The sequence below is a fragment of the Nocardioides humi genome (assembly GCF_006494775.1).
Classification (GTDB): Bacteria; Actinomycetota; Actinomycetes; order Propionibacteriales; family Nocardioidaceae; genus Nocardioides; species Nocardioides humi.
In genome coordinates this window covers 134,353-151,146 of sequence record NZ_CP041146.1, presented here as the reverse complement: position 1 = coordinate 151,146, position 16,794 = coordinate 134,353, and the positions used below count along the sequence as shown (strand labels likewise).

19 protein-coding genes are annotated in these 16,794 nt (G+C 74.1%); 11 read left to right on the top strand and 8 right to left on the bottom strand.

The genetic code is table 11. From position 1 onward, the window contains the following. Positions 1-52: 52 nt before the first annotated feature. Genes sepH through FIV44_RS00720 form a run of 4 tightly spaced genes read right to left on the bottom strand, consistent with a single transcriptional unit; the run spans position 53 to position 3,942 of the window. Positions 53-1,006, bottom strand: coding sequence for a septation protein SepH (gene sepH / locus FIV44_RS00735; protein WP_141002830.1), 954 nt, complete (start codon positions 1,004-1,006; stop codon positions 53-55). A 45-nt stretch (positions 1,007-1,051) separates the two neighbouring features. Then, complete coding sequence (locus FIV44_RS00730) at positions 1,052-1,450, bottom strand: YchJ family protein (RefSeq protein WP_246086742.1); 399 nt, start codon at positions 1,448-1,450, stop codon at positions 1,052-1,054. Beyond that, positions 1,443-2,747 carry a D-arabinono-1,4-lactone oxidase gene (locus FIV44_RS00725; protein WP_141002828.1) on the bottom strand — a complete coding sequence of 435 codons (1,305 nt, stop codon included), beginning with the start codon at positions 2,745-2,747 and terminating at the stop codon, positions 1,443-1,445. Before FIV44_RS00725 ends, FIV44_RS00730 begins: the two co-directional genes overlap by 8 nt. After that, positions 2,731-3,942 carry an MFS transporter gene (locus FIV44_RS00720; RefSeq protein WP_141002827.1) on the bottom strand — a complete coding sequence of 404 codons (1,212 nt, stop codon included), beginning with the start codon at positions 3,940-3,942 and terminating at the stop codon, positions 2,731-2,733. Before FIV44_RS00720 ends, FIV44_RS00725 begins: the two co-directional genes overlap by 17 nt. 32 nt (positions 3,943-3,974) lie before the next feature. Between FIV44_RS00720 and FIV44_RS00715 the strand changes: the two genes are divergently transcribed. From FIV44_RS00715 to FIV44_RS00705, 3 genes are all read left to right on the top strand, one after another. Continuing rightward, complete coding sequence (locus tag FIV44_RS00715; protein WP_141002826.1) at positions 3,975-5,075, top strand: ferrochelatase; 1,101 nt, start codon at positions 3,975-3,977, stop codon at positions 5,073-5,075. Then, positions 5,072-5,872 carry an inositol monophosphatase family protein gene (locus FIV44_RS00710; protein WP_141002825.1) on the top strand — a complete coding sequence of 267 codons (801 nt, stop codon included), beginning with the start codon at positions 5,072-5,074 and terminating at the stop codon, positions 5,870-5,872. The genes FIV44_RS00715 and FIV44_RS00710 overlap by 4 nt, the downstream gene beginning before the upstream one ends. Positions 5,873-6,021: 149 nt before the next feature. Continuing rightward, positions 6,022-6,312, top strand: a complete 291-nt coding sequence (locus tag FIV44_RS00705) for a DUF4193 domain-containing protein (RefSeq protein ID WP_141002824.1) — start codon at positions 6,022-6,024, stop codon at positions 6,310-6,312. Positions 6,313-6,449: 137 nt separating this feature from the next. Here FIV44_RS00705 and FIV44_RS00700 read toward each other — a convergent pair whose 3' ends face one another. Then, the gene (locus FIV44_RS00700; RefSeq protein ID WP_141002823.1) at positions 6,450-6,740 is read right to left on the bottom strand and encodes a DUF4235 domain-containing protein; all 291 of its coding nucleotides are present in this window, start codon (positions 6,738-6,740) and stop codon (positions 6,450-6,452) included. A gap of 21 nt (positions 6,741-6,761) precedes the next feature. Further along, a complete protein-coding gene (locus tag FIV44_RS00695; protein WP_141002822.1) occupies positions 6,762-7,244 on the bottom strand; it encodes a DUF3093 domain-containing protein in 483 nt (160 codons plus the stop codon). Between the two features lie 53 nt (positions 7,245-7,297). Between FIV44_RS00695 and dut the strand changes: the two genes are divergently transcribed. From dut to FIV44_RS00675, 4 genes are read left to right on the top strand one after another with little or no spacing between them, the layout of a single operon-like run. Further along, positions 7,298-7,750, top strand: a complete 453-nt coding sequence (gene dut, locus FIV44_RS00690) for a dUTP diphosphatase (RefSeq protein ID WP_141002821.1) — start codon at positions 7,298-7,300, stop codon at positions 7,748-7,750. Between the two features lie 31 nt (positions 7,751-7,781). Next, positions 7,782-8,459, top strand: a complete 678-nt coding sequence (locus FIV44_RS00685) for a DUF3710 domain-containing protein (protein ID WP_246086741.1) — start codon at positions 7,782-7,784, stop codon at positions 8,457-8,459. A gap of 16 nt (positions 8,460-8,475) precedes the next feature. Then, complete coding sequence (locus FIV44_RS00680; protein ID WP_141002820.1) at positions 8,476-8,835, top strand: OB-fold nucleic acid binding domain-containing protein; 360 nt, start codon at positions 8,476-8,478, stop codon at positions 8,833-8,835. Continuing rightward, a complete protein-coding gene (locus FIV44_RS00675; RefSeq protein WP_246086740.1) occupies positions 8,832-9,563 on the top strand; it encodes a DUF3159 domain-containing protein in 732 nt (243 codons plus the stop codon). The genes FIV44_RS00680 and FIV44_RS00675 overlap by 4 nt, the downstream gene beginning before the upstream one ends. A gap of 4 nt (positions 9,564-9,567) precedes the next feature. On the opposite strand, the gene FIV44_RS00670 is transcribed toward FIV44_RS00675, so the two are convergent. Together FIV44_RS00670 and FIV44_RS00665 are read right to left on the bottom strand one after the other, a co-directional pair. After that, the gene (locus FIV44_RS00670; protein ID WP_141002819.1) at positions 9,568-10,266 is read right to left on the bottom strand and encodes a potassium channel family protein; all 699 of its coding nucleotides are present in this window, start codon (positions 10,264-10,266) and stop codon (positions 9,568-9,570) included. 25 nt (positions 10,267-10,291) lie between these two features. After that, positions 10,292-10,957: a potassium channel family protein gene (locus tag FIV44_RS00665; protein ID WP_141002818.1), complete on the bottom strand. Its 666-nt coding sequence runs from the start codon at positions 10,955-10,957 to the stop codon at positions 10,292-10,294. Between the two features lie 69 nt (positions 10,958-11,026). Here FIV44_RS00665 and FIV44_RS00660 point away from each other — a divergent pair, with 69 nt between their 5' ends. From FIV44_RS00660 to FIV44_RS00645, 4 genes are read left to right on the top strand one after another with little or no spacing between them, the layout of a single operon-like run. Beyond that, the gene (locus FIV44_RS00660; protein WP_425465147.1) at positions 11,027-13,069 is read left to right on the top strand and encodes an APC family permease; all 2,043 of its coding nucleotides are present in this window, start codon (positions 11,027-11,029) and stop codon (positions 13,067-13,069) included. Beyond that, positions 13,066-14,181, top strand: coding sequence for a class I SAM-dependent RNA methyltransferase (locus tag FIV44_RS00655; RefSeq protein WP_425465146.1), 1,116 nt, complete (start codon positions 13,066-13,068; stop codon positions 14,179-14,181). Before FIV44_RS00660 ends, FIV44_RS00655 begins: the two co-directional genes overlap by 4 nt. A 34-nt stretch (positions 14,182-14,215) precedes the next feature. After that, positions 14,216-14,860, top strand: a complete 645-nt coding sequence (locus FIV44_RS00650; protein WP_141002816.1) for a hypothetical protein — start codon at positions 14,216-14,218, stop codon at positions 14,858-14,860. Then, positions 14,857-16,794 (top strand): YhgE/Pip domain-containing protein, encoded by a 1,938-nt coding sequence (locus FIV44_RS00645; RefSeq protein ID WP_141002815.1) that lies wholly within the window; start codon positions 14,857-14,859, stop codon positions 16,792-16,794. The genes FIV44_RS00650 and FIV44_RS00645 overlap by 4 nt, the downstream gene beginning before the upstream one ends.

Here is a 16,794-nt window from a genome sequence, read left to right as displayed (position 1 = left end):
CCTCCGGGAACTTGCTTTGCTTTCGCGTCGCCGGAGACGCGCTCGACCAGATCTACTGGTCGCCGCCGCCGAACATGATCTCGTCCCAGCTGGGAACCGAGGCGCGACCGCGCTTCTTCTGCACCGGCCGGCGGTGCCGGGCGCGCTCCGCCTCGGCGTCGGGGCGCGACTCCTCGACCGGCTCGGGGGCCGGCTGCTCGGCGGTGGCCCGGATCGGCTCGTCGGCCGGGACGAGGGGCTCGGCCGCCTCGCCGGCGACGAGGTCGAGCGCCTGGTCGACGGAGTCGCCGAGCGGGAGGGTGTCGCCGAGCGGCAGCTCCTCGGGTACGGCGGCCAGTCGGCGCTCGCGGGCCTGCTGGAGGTCGTCGCGGGCCGGCTCGGCGGCGGGCAGCGCCTCGCCGATCAGCCAGCGGGCGTCGTCGTTGTCGGAGAGGACGTAGTTGCCGGGGGCGTCGTAGGTGAACCGGGCGACGCCGCCGCGCTCGGCGGTCTCGAAGGTCCCGGTCAGCACCCAGCGGCCGGTGTCGCGCCGGTAGGCGTCCCACGCGACGGCCTCCGGGTCGCCGCCGCGGCCGCGCAGGTGGGCGGCGACGGCGTCGCCGAGCACCCGGGACTGGGCCGGGCCGGACTGACCCTCGCCGGGGGTGCGGCGCACCGAGGCCCGCTGGGCCCGCCCGGCGACGTGCTCACGCTCGGCGAGCACGGGCGCGACGTACGGCATGATCGCCTCCACGGACGTGCCGGCCGCCTCGGCCACCGCCTCGGCGGACTCGCCGGACCGGATCCGGGTCTGGATCTCGCGGGGCCGGATGCTGGTGCTCATCGAGGTCTCCAATCGACGCGGTGTGTCGCCGCGCACCGCCGCGCGCAGGTCGGGCGTGATGTCGAGGGTGAACCCACCGCCCTGGTCGTCCACGAGCAGCAGGCGTCGCCGGTCCGAGCCGGCGGAGTCGAGGGTCAGGCGCGCGGGGCGGCCCGTGCCGCCCTGGTCCGCCGTGTCGGTCATGCTGCCCTCGGGTCGTGTGCCTGCTGCTGATCTGTTCGCACGAGCCTACGCCCTCCACCGAGCCCGGCCGCGGACGTAGAGCCAGGTGTCGCCCTGCCGTCGGAACCGGCTGATCTCGTGCAGGGACCCGGGTCGGCCGTCGCGGGTGTGGCGGGCGAGGAACTCCACCATGCCGCGCCGGTCCGCGGGGCCGCCGTCCTGCGTCGCGAGCACCTCCAGGCCGACCCACCGGACCCGGTCGTCGAGCTGGAGCGAGGGCGGGCGGGTGGCGGGGTGCCAGGTGTGCAGCAGGTACGACGCCAGGCCCTTGACGAACGCGGAGTACCGCGAGCGCATCAGCGCCTCCGCGGTCGGCGCCGAGCCGGGGTCGCGGTGGTAGGGGCGGCAGCAGTCGTCGTACGTCCGCCCGGAGTCGCAGGGGCAGGCGGGCCGCGGCTCAGCCACCGAGCACCCGCTCGAGGTAGGGATTGGCGAACACCCGGTCCGGGTCGAGGCGCTCGCGCAGGGCGAGGAAGTCGCCGAGCCGCGGGTAGAGCGCCGCGACGTCCGCGGCCTCCAGGGTGTGCAGCTTCCCCCAGTGCGGCCGGCCCTCGTGGGCCCGCAGGATCGGCTCCATCAGCGCGAAGTAGGCGGTGTGGTCGGCCCGCCGGTGGGTGTGGAAGGCCAGGTAGAAGGAGTCCCGGTCGTAGGACGTCGAGAGCGGGACGTCGTCGGGCGGCGCCACCCGGATCTCGACCGGGAAGGACACGGTCAGGCCCGAGCGCTCGAACGCGGTGCGGCACGCGCGCAGCACGTCGAGGCCGGCCGCGCGCGGCACGGCGTACTCCATCTCGCGGAACACCACGCGCCGCTCGGTCGTGAGGACCCGGTGCGCGAGGTCGGTGTAGCTGCGCGGTCCGAGCAGCCGGGAGGCGAGCCGATTGGCGGCCGGGATGGCGCGCGGGGCCAGGTTGAGGGCGGCGGTCTGGGCGCCGAAGACGGAGTTGGAGAGCAGGTCGTCGTCGAGCCAGGCCCGCCAGCGCGGCAGCGGCTCGGCCGCCGCGAGATCGGTGCCGACCCGGGTGTTGCGCTTGGTCAGCATCCGGTCGGAGTGGGGGAACCAGTACATGTCGACGTGGTCGTGCGCCGCCGTCAGGTCGTCGAAGGCCGCGAGCGCGTCGGTCCACGACATCGGCCGCTCCTCGGCCCGGAGCAGGAACAGCGGCTCGACGGCGAAGGTGACGGTGACGAGGACGCCGAGCGCGCCCAGCCCGACCCGTGCCAGGTCGAGCACCTCGGGACTCTCGGCGGCCGACGCCCGCAGCACCTCGCCGGTGCCGGTCACCAGCTCCACGCCGACGACCTGGGCGGCGAGCCCCGCCGCGCGGCCGCCCGTGCCGTGGGTGCCGGTGGAGATGGCGCCGGCGAGGGTCTGCTCGGCGATGTCGCCCATGTTGTGCAGGCTCAGGCCGAGCCGCGCGAGCTCGGCGTTGAACACCTTCAGCTGGGTCCCGGCCAGCGCCGTGACGGTCATCGCCTCCCGGTCGACCGCGACGATCCCGCGCATCCGCTCCGGGAGCAGGTGGACGTCGCGCGGGGTGGCGATGCCCGTGAAGCTGTGGCCGGTGCCGGCGCTCTTGACCGTCCGGCCGGCGGCGCGCGCCCGTCGTACGACGTCGGCGACCTCGGCCGCGTCGCCCGGCCGGACCGCCTCCAGGCCGGCAGCCGACTCGAGGCCGGACCAGCTACGCCAGGTGCTCATGGGAGGGCACGCTAGCGGTCTGCCGCAGGGGTCGCGTCAGCAGCGCGCCGACGAGGACCAGGACGCCGCCGACGACGCAGACGAGGTACGCCGGCGAGGCGCCCCGCTCGTCGATGATCACCCCCGCGAGGGCGGCGCCCGGCGCCAGCCCGGCCGCGAGACCGGTCTGGACGAACGCCAGGCCCTCGGTGAGCCGGGCGGCCGGCAGCTGCTGCTCGGCCAGCGACATGGTGGCGATCAGCGTGGGGGAGATCGCGAGCCCGCCCACCAGCAGCACCGCCGCCATCACGGGCAGCGACGGGACGAACGGCAGTGGGATCATCGCCAGCAGCATCCCCGCCCCGCCGACCCGCATCCGGAAGAGCGGTCCCCGGCGCCAGGACACGGCGCCCGAGGCCAGGCCGGCGAGCAGGCTGCCCAGCGCCCAGGTCGCGAGCAGGAAGCCGGCGGCGGACTTGCGGCCCTGCTCGTCGGCGAAGGCGACAGTGACGACCTCGGCGGCCCCGAAGAGCACCCCCAGCGCGGCGCCGACGACCGTGAGCGGGGCGATCACCGGCCACGGCATCGGCGGCCGGGCGCCGTCCGAGCCGGTCCGCGCGTGCGCCGGCGGCTCGGTGCCCCGCTGCGCGGCGAACCCGAAGGTGCCCAGCAGCCCGGCCAGCAGCGCGGAGACCAGCCCGGCCGCCGGGTGCACCCCGGTCGACAGCAGCGTCACCGCGATCGGCCCGACGAGGAAGACCGCCTCGTCGGCGACCGCCTCGAACGAGAACGCGGTGTGCAGCCGGTCGGGCCGCTCGGCCAGCGTGTGGGACCAGCGGGCCCGCACGCAGGTGCCGACCGACGGCAGCGCCGCCCCGGTCACGGCCGCGAGCGCGTACGTCGACCACGTGGGCCAGTCCCACGACAGCGAGCCCATGGTCAGCGCGAGACCGATGCCCCAGACCGTGATCACGACCGGCAGCACGCGCCCCTGCCCGAGCCGGTCCAGGAGCCGTCCCTGCGGGATGGCGAACACCGCATTGGCGATGAGGGCGACCGCGGACACCGAGCCCGCGAAGCCGTAGGAGCCGGACTCGTGCTCGGCCAGCAGCACGATGCCGAGGCCCACCATGGAGATGGGCAGCCGGGCCACCAGCCCGGTCAGGCTGAACAGTGCCGTGGCCGGCGTGAAGATCTGGCGATAGGTCTGCAGCATTGCGCCGTCATCGTCCTCCCTACGATGGACGGGTGCCCAATCCCCAGCAGGCCAGGCCGGACCTCGTCCCGTCCCCGACCGACCCGTACGACGCCCTGCTGCTGGTGTCCTTCGGCGGACCCGAGCAGCCCGAGGACGTCGTCCCGTTCCTGGAGAACGTCACCCGGGGCCGGGGCATCCCGCGCGAGCGGCTCGAGGTGGTGGGGGAGCACTACTTCCTCTTCGGCGGCCGCTCGCCGATCAACGACCAGAACCGGGTGCTCATCGCGGCGGTCGAGAAGGAGCTCGCCGACCACGGCCTCGACGTGCCAGTCTACTGGGGCAACCGCAACTGGGCGCCCTATCTCGCCGACACGGTCGCGCAGATGGCCGCCGACGGCGTACGCCGCGCGCTCTGCCTGGTCACCTCGGCGTATTCCTCGTGGTCCAGCTGCCGCCAGTACCTCGACAACCTGGCGGCCGCCACCGCGGCCGTGCCCGACGGGCTCGCGGCGCCGCGGCTCGACAAGATCCGCGCGTACTACAACCACCCCGGCTTCGTCGCCGCCAATGTCGACGGCGTGCTGGCGGCGCTCGCCGACCTGCCCGACGACGTCCGCGACGAGGCCCGGCTGGTCTTCGTCACCCACTCGATCCCGATCTCGATGAGCGACGACAGCGGACCCGAGGGCGGCGCGTACGTCGCCCAGCACCTCGACGTCGCGGCCGTCGTGGCCGCCCGGGTCGCGGCCGCGACCGGCGTCGAGCGTCCCCACGAGCTCGTCTACTGCTCCCGCTCCGGAGCCCCGCACGTGCCATGGCTGGAGCCGGACGTCAACGACCGGCTCGAGGAGCTCGCCGCGGAGGGGACGGCCGCGGTCGTCCTCATCCCGGTCGGCTTCGTCTCCGACCACATGGAGGTCGTCTACGACCTCGACACCGAGGCCCTCGCCACCGCCGAGCGGCTGGGGCTCCCCGCCCGGCGCGCGGCCTCGGCGGGCACCCACCCGGCGTTCGTCACCGCCGTCCGCGAGCTCGTCCTCGAGCGCGCCGCCGCCGAGCGGGGCGAGGCCGTCGCCCGGCCGGCGCTGGGCGTCCGCGGGCCCTCGCACGACTGCTGCCCGCTCGGCTGCTGCGTGGGCAGCGACGCATGAGCGGCTCCACCGACCCCGCGGCGCTGCGGGCACTGGCAGAGGGCGTCGCCCGCCGGGCCGCCGGCCTGGTCCGCGAGCACGCCGCCCGCGGCGTCTCCGTCGCCGCCACCAAGTCCAGCGACATCGACGTCGTCACCGCGGCCGACCGGGCCAGCGAGGAGCTGGTCCGGCGGCTGGTCCTCGAGGCCCGCCCCGACGACGCCTTCCTCGGCGAGGAGGGCGACGACATCGCCGGCACGTCCGGCGTGCGCTGGGTCGTCGACCCGATCGACGGCACCGTGAACTTCCTCTACGGCATCCCGGAGTACGCCGTCTCGATCGCCGCCGAGGTCGGCGGCGAGGTCGTCGCCGGCGTCGTGATGGACGTCGCCAAGGACGTGCTCTACGCCGGCCACGCCGGCGGCCTCCCGACCCGGGACGGCATCCCGCTCGCCGTACGCCCTCCGGCGCCGCTGGCGCACCGCCTGGTCGCCACCGGCTTCAACTACACCCGGCCGGTGCGCGAGGTGCAGGCCGCCGCCGCGGCCCGGCTGCTGCCGCACATCCGCGACATCCGGCGCACCGGCTCCTGCGCGCTCGACCTGTGCCGGGTGGCCGAGGGAGCGCTCGACGGGTACGTCGAGGAGGGCGTCCACCTGTGGGACCACGCCGCCGGCGGGCTGATCGCCCGGCTCGCCGGCGCCCGGCTGCTCGTCACCGTCGGCGCCGCCGGCGAGGAGGCCGTCGTGTGTGCTCCGGAGCACGGTTTCGACGAGCTCCTGGCCGCCGTCCGGACCGCCGGTTTTCTGGGGGTCTGAACCCGGGAATAGGCGGGCACTGGTGACTGTTCTGGCGACTCGCATCGACCCGGGTGTCGCGAACCGGCCCCGATGGTGCACAATCTGCCGCGCCCGCCCGCACAACCAGTGCGGCGGGCGGCCAGCTGAGGGGAGAGAGCACACACGTCATGGCGACTGACTACGACGCACCACGCAAGAACGAGGACGAGCAGTCCGAGGAGAGCATCGAAGAGCTCAAGGCGCGCCGCCACGACAAGAACTCCGGCAAGGTCGACGAGGACGAGGCGGAGGCCGCTGAGTCCTTCGAGCTGCCCGGCGCGGACCTTTCCCACGAGGAGCTCGCCGTCGAGGTGAAGCCCAAGCAGGACGACGAGTTCACCTGCATGAGCTGCTTCCTGGTCCACCACCGCAGCCAGCTGGCTGACGAGAAGAAGATGATCTGCAAGGACTGCGCGTAGCGCTCAGCGTCGCCCAGCACGCACGCTGGCGGCGTTGGCGCCGCTCAACGACCCGCTCCGCTCGAAGGTCGCCTTCGCGGCGCCGCCTTGCCATCGCACGCGCTGGACAACGCTGAGCGCCACGCGACCCGACGCCGTCAGGCGTCGCCCTGGCGCAGGCCCGGCGGCAGGTGGCCGGTCGACTTCAGGTAGTACGTCGCGGCCCGGCGCTGCGCCAGCATCTTGGCGAGCGCCACGAAGGTGCCGCTGACCGCGGCCCAGGCCACCGCCTCCCAGACGTCGACGTCGGGATCGGCCGGGTTGGCCGGCGGCTGCTTGCCGGTGGCCGCCCTCCAGCTGGTGTCCAGCCCCTTCTTGGCGACCGCCGCGGCGCCGAGCGCCGCGACGAGGGAGAACACCGACCAGACCTTCGAGCTGTCCTGTGCCATGGCCCGAGCCTACTGGTCGGCCTACTGGTCGGCCGTGCCGCCGGTGCGCACGGCGTTGAGGGCGCCGGCCAGCGCGCGGGGGTGGCGGGAGCTGACCAGCCAGTACGGCACCGGGTCGGCCGGGTCGGTGATCTCCACCTTGACCGACTGGCGCAGGTAGGGGCGCAGCAGGAGATAGGCCCGCGCGTCGGCCTCCGGCCCCGACACCCGGCGGGTGGTGTCGGCGTCGAGCGCCTCGGCCGCGCCGACGTACGTCATCTCGATCCGGGCCCGGCCCGCGCGGAACCAGCCGTCGGACACGACCACCCGCGCGCCGCCGTAGGCCCGCAGGCCGGCGGCCATGCCGACCATCGCCAGGCCGGTCACGACCCAGGCGAGCCACGCGGCGTGGCCGATGAGGGCGACGATCAGGGTGAGCCAGAGGGTCGCGACGAGCATCGTGCCCTGGGCCCACCAGCGCAGCGGCACCCGCAGCCGCTCCTGGTACGCCGCGCTCTCGCTCACGGGGAGGATGATCCCATCCGCCCGGTCGAGCCCGGTCGCTAGGGTGTCTCCCCGTGCCCGAGGATCTCGTGATCGCCGTCCAGCAGCTCGACCCCGACCTGCCGCTGCCCGCCTACGCCCATCCCGGCGACGCGGGCGCCGACCTGGTCGCCGGCGTCGACGTCGCCCTCGCGCCGGGGGAGCGCGCGCTGATCCCGACCGGGATCGCGATCGCGCTGCCCGAGGGGTACGTCGCGCTGGTCCATCCGCGCTCCGGCCTGGCCGCCCGGCACGGTCTCTCCATCGTCAACACCCCGGGAACCGTGGACGCGGGCTACCGTGGGGAGATCAAGGTGCTGCTGATCAACCACGACCCGGTGGAGGCGATCACGCTGCGCCGGGGAGACCGCATCGCCCAGCTGGTCGTCCAGCGGGTGGAGCGGGCCCGGTTCGAGCCGGTGACCGCCCTTCCCGAGAGCGTGCGTGGCAGCGGCGGCTACGGTTCAACCGGAGGTTTCCAGTCGTGATGGGCGCGAGGGGCGCAACGAGGAGGACACAGTGAGGCTGCGGCGCAAGACTGCCGACCCGGCGGTCGAGGACGCGGTGGACGAGACCACCGAGGCCACCGATCCCGCTGATCCCGCCGGGACCGCCGATGCGCCGACGTCCGACGACCCGGTCGCGGGACCGTTCGACGTCGACGAGCTCCCCGACGACGGCGTGACCCGGCTCGACCTGGGCTCGATCCTCGTCGCGCCGACCGCCGACCGTGAGCTGCGGGTGCAGGTCGACGAGAAGTCCGGCGCGGTCCGTGCCGTGCTGCTCGCCTCCGAGGCCGGTGCGCTCGAGCTCCGGGCCTTCGCCGCGCCCCGCAACGGCGACCTGTGGAGCGAGATCCGGCCGCAGATCGCCGCCGACGCCGCCCGTCGCGGCGGCACCGCCACCGAGCGTGAGGGCCGCTTCGGCACCGAGCTGGTCTGCGAGGTCCGGATGACCCGCGCCGACGGCGCCACCGGCACCCAGACCTCCCGGGTGATCGGCATCAACGGCCCCCGCTGGCTGCTGCGCGCCACCCTGCTGGGCGATCCCGCCCGCGAGCCCGAGGCCGCGGAGGCGTGGGAGGCCGCGATCGCGCAGGTCGCCGTACGCCGCGGCGCCCATGCGATGCCCGTCGGCGAGCAGCTCCCGCTCTCACTGCCCGAGGGGGCCACCCCCCGCGCCGTCCCGGCCACCTGACGAACGAGGCCTGCTCATGCGCACCAAGAGCCGCCTGCGGCGCACCATCAGCAAGTGGGCGAACGCCGACGAGGCGGAGGCCCGCGACCTGCGCAAGACCTTCAGCGGCGACGGTGTGGTGTCCATCGGCGACGCGGCGGACCGTGAGCCGGTCCGGCTCAGAGGCACCCTGCGCACCGTGACCCTGCGCCCGCGCGGCGGCGTACCCGCTCTCGAGGCCGAGCTGTACGACGGCACCGGCACGGTCACCGTGATCTGGCTCGGCCGCCGCCGGATCGCCGGCATCGACCCCGGCCGCGCCCTCGAGGTCCGCGGCCGGGTCGGCACCCAGGACGGCCACCGCATGCTCTACAACCCCCGATACGAGCTCCTGTGAGCGCCGCGATCGGGGTCGACACCGTCGAGGCGCTGGTCCGCCGGCAGCTCGCGACCGCCCTCGGCGGCCGGCGCGGCATGGCCGAGGCCGCGATCCCCGGCGTCGTGTTCACCGTCGTGTGGCTGACGACCAAGGAGCTCCAGTGGGCGCTGGTCGGCAGCCTCGTGGTGGCCGGCCTGGCCCTGCTGGCGCGGGTCGTGCAGCGCTCCAGCACGCAGTACGTCCTCAACGCCGTCTTCGGCATCGGCATCGGCTGGGTGTTCGTCCGCTGGGCGCAGAGCTCCGGCGGCTCGGAGGCCGACCAGGCGCTCGCGTTCTTCCTGCCCGGGATCCTGATCAGCCTCGGCTACACCGTCGTGCTCGGCTTCACCTGCCTGATCGGCTGGCCGATGCTCGGCTTCATGCTCGGCAGCGTCACCGGCGACCCGACCGCCTGGCACGACGACCCGCAGATCGTGCGGCTGTGCAGCCGGCTGACCTGGGTGATGCTCCTGCCCGGCGCCATCGGGGTGCTGCTGCAGGGCCCCGTCTGGCTGCTCGGGCACAGCGGCCGCCTCGACCCGGACCAGGCGGTCGTGCTGATCCTGGTGCTGCGCACCGGCCTCGGCTGGGCGCTGCGGATCGGGTCGTGGTCGGTGATGGTGTGGCTGCTCGCCCGCAACGCGACGCCGCTGGAGGCGTCCGCGACCGACGACGCCGAGCCGGCGGAGCCGGCCGAGGCCGACTGAGCCGCTACTTGCCGGTCTGCTTCCCCGGCTGCTTCTCCGGGTGCGCGCCCGGCGCGAGCAGGCACTCCAGCTCGTCCTCGGCCTCGGCGGGCACCACGAACAGCAGCTCGTCGCCCGACTCCACCGGCTGCTCCGGGGTCGGGACGTAGACCTGGCCGTCGCGCAGGATCGAGACCAGCGCGCAGTTCTCCGGCAGCGGGATCAGGCCGGACTCCTTGCCGACGTACGGCGAGTCCGCCGGCAGCGTCATCTCCACCAGGTTGGCGTTGCCCTGGCGGAAGGTGAACAGCCGGACGAGGTCGCCGACGGTGACCGCCTCCTCGACCAGCGCCGACATGATCCGCGGGGTCGAGACGTTGACGTCGACGCCCCAGGCCTCGGTGAACAGCCACTCGTTGTTGGGGTGGTTGACCCGGCCCACCGTGCGGGGGACGCCGAACTCGGTCTTGGCGAGCAGCGCGGTGACCAGGTTGGCCTTGTCGTCGCCGGTCGCGGCGATCACCACGTCACAGCGATCCAGCCGGGCCTCCTCCAGCGAGGACAGCTCGCAGGAGTCGGCGAGCAGCCACTCCGCGTCGGGCACCCGCTCGGGACGGATCGAGGCGGGGGACTTGTCGATGAGCAGCACCTCGTGGCCGTTCTCGATCAGCTCGCGGGCGATCGAGCGGCCGACGGCACCTGCTCCGGCGATGGCGACTCTCATGTCTCGTGGCTCTCCCTCGGTCTGCTCAATCGCCGTGCTCGGGCCCGCGGCCGAGCACCTCGTAGGCCTGGTCCGCGGTCTCCTCGCGGGTGATCAGGTGGAGCATGTCGCCCTCCTGGATCACGCTGTCGCGGTCGGGCAGCATGCCCTCGCCCAGCCGGTCGATCCAGGCCACCCGGCAGCGGCCCTGCTCCTGGAGCTGGCCCACGCGGGCGCCGACCCACACCTCGGGTGCCGGGATGTGGTCGACCCGGATCGTGCCCGACGGGTCGCGGAAGTCCGGCTCGGCGCCGGCGGGCAGGATCCGGCGCAGCACCTGGTCGGCGGTCCACTTCACCGTCGCGACGGTGGTGATGCCGAGCCGCTGGTAGACCTCGGCCCGGCCGGGGTCGTAGATCCGGGCCACGACCTGCTGGATCCCGAACGTCTCCCGGGCGACCCGCGCCGCGATGATGTTGGAGTTGTCGCCGCTGGAGACCGCCGCGAAGGCGTCCGCGCGGCGGATGCCGGCCTTCTCCAGGACCTCCTGGTCGAAGCCGATCCCGGGGATCTTGTCCCCGTTGAACCCCGGGCCCAGGCGCCGGAACGCGTCGGGCTCGCTGTCGATGATCGACACGGTGTGGTTGCGGTCCTCGAGGCTGCGCGCCAGGGTCGAGCCGACCCGGCCGCATCCCATGATCACGACGTGCACGGTGAGAACGCTATCCCACGCGCCATGCCACCGGGCATCGCTGCCGACCATGGCCTACCGTTGTCGCTCGTGGGTGTCGGAGACGTCTCGAAGCGGATCCTCCTCGGACGCAAGCTTCGCAGCGCCCAGCTGGGGGAGACACTGCTGCCGAAGCGGATCGCGCTTCCGGTGTTCGCCAGCGATGCGTTGTCGTCGGTCGCCTACGCGCCCGACGAGGTCTTCATCATGCTGGCCATCGGTGGCGTCAGCCAGTACGTCTGGTCCTGGAAGGTCGGCATCGCCGTCGTCCTGGTGATGGCGGCGGTCATCGCGTCGTACCGGCAGACCGTGCACGCCTATCCCTCCGGCGGCGGCGACTACGAGGTGGCCAAGGTCAACCTCGGGCGTACGGCGGGGATGACGGTCGCGAGCGCGCTGCTGGTCGACTACGTCCTCACCGTCGCGGTGTCGATCTCCTCCGGCGCCAACTACGCCGCCTCCGCGCTGCCCGCGCTCCAGCACCACGAGGCGACGGTGGCGACGGTCATGGTGCTGCTGCTGATGGCGCTGAACCTGCGCGGCATCCGGGAGTCGGGCCGGCTGTTCGCGGTCCCCACCTACCTGTTCATGGTCGCGATCCTCGGCATGTGCGCGTTCGGGTTCGTCGACCTCGCCGCCGGGTCGCTGCCGATGGCGGAGAGCGCCGACCTCGAGATCACGCCGAAGGAGGGATGGGACGAGCCGCTGACGACGTTCGGACTGGTCATCCTGCTGGCGCGCGCCTTCTCGTCCGGGTGCGCGGCGCTGACCGGCGTGGAGGCGATCTCCAACGGCGTCCCGGCGTTCCAGCGGCCCAAGAGCCGGAACGCCGCGACCACGCTGCTGCTGCTCGGCCTGATCGCCGCCACGATGATGATCAGCGTCATCGTGCTCGCCAAGCAGATGGGGGTCCGGTTCGTCGACCCGCACGAGTTCGAGCGGCTCACCCGCGACGGCGTCCCGGTCCCCGACGGCCACCATCAGCACGCCGTGATCGCGCAGATCGCCCATGCGGTGTTCCACGACTTCAGTCCCGGCTTCTACTTCGTGGTGACCGTCACCGGCGTGATCCTGGTGCTCGCGGCCAACACCGCCTTCAACGGCTTCCCGGTGCTCGGGTCGATCCTCGCCAAGGACGGCCTCGCGCCGCGGGCGCTGGGCGCGCGCGGCGACCGGCTGGCCTACAGCAACGGCATCGTCTTCCTCGCCGCCATGGCGATCGTGCTCATCGTGGTCTTCGACGCCGAGACCACCAAGCTGATCCAGCTCTACATCGTGGGCGTCTTCGTCTCCTTCAACCTCAGCCAGCTCGGCATGATCCGGCACTGGACGCGCGCGCTGACGACCGAGCGCGACGCCGCCGTGCGCCGGCGGATCTACCGCTCCCGCGCGATCAACGCGGTCGGCCTCTCCTTCACCGCGGTGGTCCTGGTGGTCGTCGTGCTGACCAAGTTCCTCGCCGGCGCCTGGATCACGATCGTGGCGATGGCCTTCTTCTTCGCCGTGATGAAGGGGATCAAGGGCCACTACGAGAACGTCGAGCGCGAGCTCGCCGCCGACGAGACCGACAAGACCCTGCCGACACGGGTGCACGCGATCGTGCTCGTCTCCAAGCTGCACAAGCCGACCCTCCGGGCCCTGGCGTTCGCGAAGGCGACCCGGCCCAACGCCCTCGAGGGTGTCTACGTGTCGGTCGACCAGAAGGACACCGCGCGGCTGCTGGAGGAGTGGGACGAGCGCAACACCGGCGTCCCGCTCAAGGTGCTGCACTCGCCGTACCGCGAGGTCGTCAAGCCGATCGTGGAGTACGCCTCGGCGATCCGCCGCGCCAACCCGCGCGGCGTCGTGGCGGTCTACATCCCCGAGTACGTCGTGGGCCGCTGGTGGGAGCAGCTCCTGCACAACCAGACCGCGCTGCGGCTCAAGGGGCGGCTGCTGTTCAGCCCCGGCGTGATGGTCACCTCCGTGCCCTACCAGCTGCGGTCCTCCGAGATCGCGCTGGAGCGCGAGGAGCGCGAGGAGCACCGCGTGCGGCCGGGCGACCTGCGTCGCGGCCGGGTCGGCTCCGGCGACGACCGGCAGCTTCCCCGGTGAGCCGGCCTCCCGCACGCCGGCCGCGGGCTCGGGCCGCCCGCGGCGTCTCGATGGCGGGGCGCCGGTTCGAGGCCGAGGTCGGCCCGGTCGCGCACGGCGGCCACTGCGTCGCCCGGGTCCAGGACCGGGTCGTCTTCGTCCGCCACGCGCTGCCCGGCGAGCGCGTGGTCCTGGAGATCACCGAGGGCACCGAGGGTGACCGCTTCTGGCGCGGCGACGCGGTGGAGGTGCTCGTCTCGTCGCCGGAGCGGGTGGCCGCGCCCTGCCCGTACGCCGGCCCCGGCCGCTGCGGCGGCTGCGACTTCCAGCACGTGGCGCTGCCCGCCCAGCGCGACCTGAAGGCGGCGGTGGTGCGCGAGCAGCTGCGCCGGGTCGCGCGGCTCGACGTCGAGGTGAGCGTCGAGGCGGTGCCCGGCGACGAGGACGGGCTGCGCTGGCGGACCCGGCAGCGCTACGTCGATCTCCCCGGCGGCGGGCGCGGGATGCGCCAGCACCGCTCCCACGACGTCGTCGCCGTCGACCAGTGCCTGCTCGAGGCGCCGGCCGGGCCGTCGTACGAGGTCCGGGGGAGGGTCTTCGAGGTCCCCGACGGCGGCTTCTGGCAGGTGCACCCCGGTGCACCGGAGGCGCTCGTGGGCGCGGTGCTCGAGGCGCTCGACCCGCGGCCGGGGGAGGCCGCGCTGGACCTGTACGCCGGCGTGGGGCTGTTCAGCCGGTTCCTCGCCGAGGCGGTCGGCCCCAGCGGACGGGTCGCCGCCGTCGAGGGCGACCGGGCCGCCTCGGCGCTGTCGGAGCGCAACTGCCCCGGCGTCCTGGTCCGCGCGGGCGACGTCGGCGGCGTGCTGGCCGGCGGGCTGCCGCCGGAGTGGGACCGGGCCGACCTGGTCGTGCTGGACCCGCCGCGCGCCGGCGCGAAGCGCGCCGTCGTCGAGCAGGTCGTGCGCCGCGGCCCCCGGGCCGTCGCGTACGTCGCCTGCGATCCCGCCGCGCTCGCGCGCGACGTCGCGATCTTCGCCGAGCACGGGCACCGGCTCGCGTCGCTGCGGGCCTTCGACCTCTTTCCGATGACCCACCACGTGGAGTGTGTCGCACTGCTCGTTACCGACGGGTAGGAGTCGCCGCCGCGAAGCAGGCAGACTGCCGTCCATGACGACTGCGCAGGAAGTCACGGTCCCCGAGGCGCCCCGGCTGGTGATGACGGACGGGGCGGTCGACGGGCTCCTGGAGCCCACCTCGGTCGAGCTGGTCGCCGGTGAGGTGACCATCGCCGTCGGGCGGCCCGGGCACGGCAATGTGGCGCTCGCGCTGGCCCTGGCCGGCCGCCTCCGCCTCACCGGCGGCGCCGTCGCCCTCGCCGGCGACACCGCGCCCGGGCCGCGTCAGCAGGCGGTGGTCCTGGTCGACGTACCGGGGGTCACGGAGCCGGACGACAGCGTGCCGTTCCGGGTGATCGTGGCCGAGGAGCTGGCGCTGGCCGGCCGTCCCGCGGGCCCGCGCGCGGCGTCGGCGTGGCTGCGCGAGCACCGGCTCGGCACCAGTCCGCGGCTGCGGACCGAGGACGTGACGCCGCTGGACCGGGTCCGGTCGCTGACCGAGCTCGGCGCGTCCCGCCCCGATGCGCGGTTCCTGGTGCTGCTCTCGCCCGACCGGCACGGCCTCCACCGGCGCGACTGGTGGCCGGTCGCCCGGGCGGCCGCCGACCGGGGCCTGGGCGTCCTGGTGACCGTCAGCGAGGCGGTCGACCTCGCCGGGCACGCCGCCCGGGTGACCGCGATCGGAGGTGCCGCGTGAACGCCCTGCGCATCGCCTGGAGCGAGCTCTCCCGGCTGCTCAGCATCCGGATGGGCCGGATCACCGTCCTCGCGCTGGTGACCGTGCCGACGATCTACGCCGGCCTCTACCTGTACGCCAACCACGACCCGTACTCCGCGCTGAACCGGGTGCCGACCGCGCTGGTGGTCGAGGACGCCGGAGCCGACGGGCTCGACGGCTCCCGGATGGACGCCGGCCGCGAGGTCGCCGACCAGCTGCTCGACTCCGGGGACTTCGGCTGGCACGAGGTCGACCGTGCCAGCGCCCGGGCCGGCGTCGACGACGGCACCTACGACTTCGCGCTCATCATCCCGCGCGACTTCTCCGCGGCGCTGACCAGCAGCGCGGGCACCGAGCCGGAGCAGGCGCGGATCACGATGCTGACCAACGACGCGAACTCCTACCTGTCCACCACCATCGCCAACACCGTGGCCACCAAGGTGCGTGACGCGATCGCCGAGCGGGTGTCGAAGGAGGCCGTCGGCACGTTCCTGGTCGGCATCGCCGACGTACGCGACGGGCTGGAGCAGGGCGCCGCCGGCGCGCAGCAGCTCCAGGACGGGCTGCGCGAGGCGAAGCGCGGGTCGCGCAAGCTCGTCGCCGGCAGCGGCCGGCTCGCCGACGGCGCGGGCGACCTCCACGACGGCGCCACCCAGCTCCGCGACGGCCTCCGGACGCTGGCCAGCCGGACCGCGCCGCTGCCCCAGCAGGCGCGCAAGCTGGCCGACGGCGCCCGCCAGGTCGCCGACGGGGACCGGAAGGTCGCGAACGCCGGCACCCGGGTGGCGGGTGCCGTCCACGACGCCAGGGTCGCGTACGACGGCGGGCGTGCCGACCTCGTCGCCGAGATGGGCCGGCTCGGGATCGACCCGGCCGCCCAGCAGCGGCTGCTGGCCGTCTACGACCGGGTCGGCAAGCGCGTGCACGACGTCGACGCGAAGGCCGGCGCGGTCCGCAAGCAGCTCGACCAGCTGGCCGCGGGCGCCGGCCAGGTCGCCGACGGCGCCGACCAGCTGGCCCGCTCCGCCCCGACCCTGCTCGACGGCATCCGGCAGGCCCGCGACGGCGCCGGCGAGCTCACCACCGGCGCCGCGCAGCTCGATCGCGGCGCCGGCACCCTGCACGACGGCACCGTCGACCTGCGCACGGGCCTGCGCCGGCTCACCTCCGGTGCCGGCGACCTGCACGACGGCCTGGCCGCCGGCGTGGCGAAGGTCCCCGACACCACCGAGCAGACCCGGCAGCGGATCGCCGAGACGGTCGCCGACCCGATCGACGTCCGCTCCCACAGCGACGCCGCGGCCCGCAACTACGGCGCCGGCCTGGCGCCGTTCTTCCTCGCCCTGGCCGCGTGGATCGGCGGGTACGTCCTCTTCCTGCTCGTCCGCCCGCTCTCCTCCCGCGCCCTCGCGGCCAACCAGAACCCGCTGCGGATCGCCCTCGGCGGCTGGCTGCCCCCGGCCCTGATCGGCGCGGCGCAGATGACGCTGGCGTTCGCGGTCGTCGCGGCCGCGCTCGACGTCGGCATCGTCGAGAGTCTGCGGACCTGGCTGTTCATGATCCTGATCTCGGCCACCTTCGTCGCCGTCGTCCACCTCATGAACGCCCTGCTCGGCACCCCCGGCCAGTTCCTCGCCCTGGTCCTGATGGTGATCCAGCTCGTCACCGCCGGCGGCACCTTCCCCTGGCAGACCATCCCCGAGCCACTCCACTGGCTGCACCACGCGCTGCCGATGAGCTACGCCGTCGACGGGCTGCGGCAGCTGATGTACGGCGGCGACCCGGCCCGGGCCACGACGGCCGTCCTGGTGCTCGCGGCGTACCTCGTCGGCGCGCTCGTGCTCACCTCGCTCGTCGCGCGCCGGCAGCGGGTGTGGACGCCGAGCCGGGTGAAGCCGACGGTGGTGCTGTAG

Coding starts and splice junctions, on each gene's coding strand:
- sepH (WP_141002830.1), bottom strand. CDS start 1,006: ATGACCGACACGGCGGACCAGGGCGGCACGGGCCGCCCCGCGCGCCTG.
- FIV44_RS00725 (WP_141002828.1), bottom strand. CDS start 2,747: ATGAGCACCTGGCGTAGCTGGTCCGGCCTCGAGTCGGCTGCCGGCCTG.
- FIV44_RS00720 (WP_141002827.1), bottom strand. CDS start 3,942: ATGCTGCAGACCTATCGCCAGATCTTCACGCCGGCCACGGCACTGTTC.
- FIV44_RS00710 (WP_141002825.1), top strand. CDS start 5,072: ATGAGCGGCTCCACCGACCCCGCGGCGCTGCGGGCACTGGCAGAGGGC.
- FIV44_RS00705 (WP_141002824.1), top strand. CDS start 6,022: ATGGCGACTGACTACGACGCACCACGCAAGAACGAGGACGAGCAGTCC.
- FIV44_RS00700 (WP_141002823.1), bottom strand. CDS start 6,740: ATGGCACAGGACAGCTCGAAGGTCTGGTCGGTGTTCTCCCTCGTCGCG.
- FIV44_RS00680 (WP_141002820.1), top strand. CDS start 8,476: ATGCGCACCAAGAGCCGCCTGCGGCGCACCATCAGCAAGTGGGCGAAC.
- FIV44_RS00670 (WP_141002819.1), bottom strand. CDS start 10,266: ATGAGAGTCGCCATCGCCGGAGCAGGTGCCGTCGGCCGCTCGATCGCC.
- FIV44_RS00650 (WP_141002816.1), top strand. CDS start 14,216: ATGACGACTGCGCAGGAAGTCACGGTCCCCGAGGCGCCCCGGCTGGTG.